Annotated in this window: 2 protein-coding genes; one reads left to right on the forward strand and one right to left on the reverse strand. The window is 67.0% G+C overall.

What is annotated here, in order from left to right; translation table 11 throughout:
• The coding region (locus tag EKN07_RS12405) for a transposase (protein ID WP_164546662.1) at positions 1-218 on the reverse strand (218 nt) is incomplete at its 3' end.
• A gap of 93 nt (positions 219-311) precedes the next feature.
• Here EKN07_RS12405 and EKN07_RS12410 point away from each other — a divergent pair.
• A complete protein-coding gene (locus EKN07_RS12410) occupies positions 312-890 on the forward strand; it encodes a hypothetical protein (protein ID WP_126146575.1) in 579 nt (192 codons plus the stop codon).
• Positions 891-919 lie beyond the last annotated feature (29 nt).

Below are 919 nucleotides of genomic sequence, written 5' to 3' on the forward strand. Positions count from 1 at the left end.
CGAATCCGCTCAGCATCCTCGCTGGTGGTTCCCGGCCTGGCGCCCATGTCGACCTCGGCCTTCTTCACCCAGGTACGCAGCGCCTCCGGATGGACGCCCAGCTCATCGGCGATCCTGCGGATCGCCCCCTTAGACCTCTCCGGGTCCCGACGGGCCTCCACAGCCATCCTGGTAGCCCGCTCCCGCAACTCCTCCGGATACTTCCTTGATGCACTCATGACAGTAATCCTTCCGTGTAATCACTGCCTCCATCAAACCCGGGACGATTCACCGGGACCCGGGGAACCGGGACCGGGACACGAGGCACGGGTGTGCGTGGTGGTCAGGCCCAGCAGACTGGCGCCCGCAGCACCGGCGTCCGCGGGACGGGCGTCCGGGGTGGCCAGACACAGCAGTCCGGTCGTGGAACCGGCGTAAGGGGCGGACAGGCCGCTGGTGGCCGTGGCACGGGCGTTCGTGGTGGGCAGGCCCAGCAAACTGGAGCCCGTGGCTCAGGTGTTCGCGGGACAGGTGTGCGTGGCGGCCAGGCCCAGCAGGCTGGTGCCCGCGGCACGGGCGGTGTTCGTGGAGCGCAAGGACAGCAGTCTGGTGTGCGTGGTGTCGGGGGCATGCGTGGTGCTGGTCGTAAGAAGAGGGATGAGCGGGAGCGGAAGTGGAGTCCGGAGGTGTGGTGTGCTTTGCGTGGTCGGGAGGTTCCGGATCCGCAGGAGGAGGAACGCCGCAAGGAGGAAGCGCTCAAGCGTTTGGATGCGGTGTGGTTGAGTCGTCATGGTGCCGAGAGTGTGCGTGAGCGTGAGCGGCGTGAGGCTGAGGAGGCTACCCGTCGTGAAATGTTCTCCCGCCCCCTCCTGTACTGGCGGCCGCCCCGCGAAGACGGACAACAACAATGACACCGGCATGTAGTAGTCACGGCTCCCGG

This window comes from Actinobaculum sp. 352 (assembly GCF_003957265.1).
Classification (GTDB): Bacteria; Actinomycetota; Actinomycetes; order Actinomycetales; family Actinomycetaceae; genus Asp313.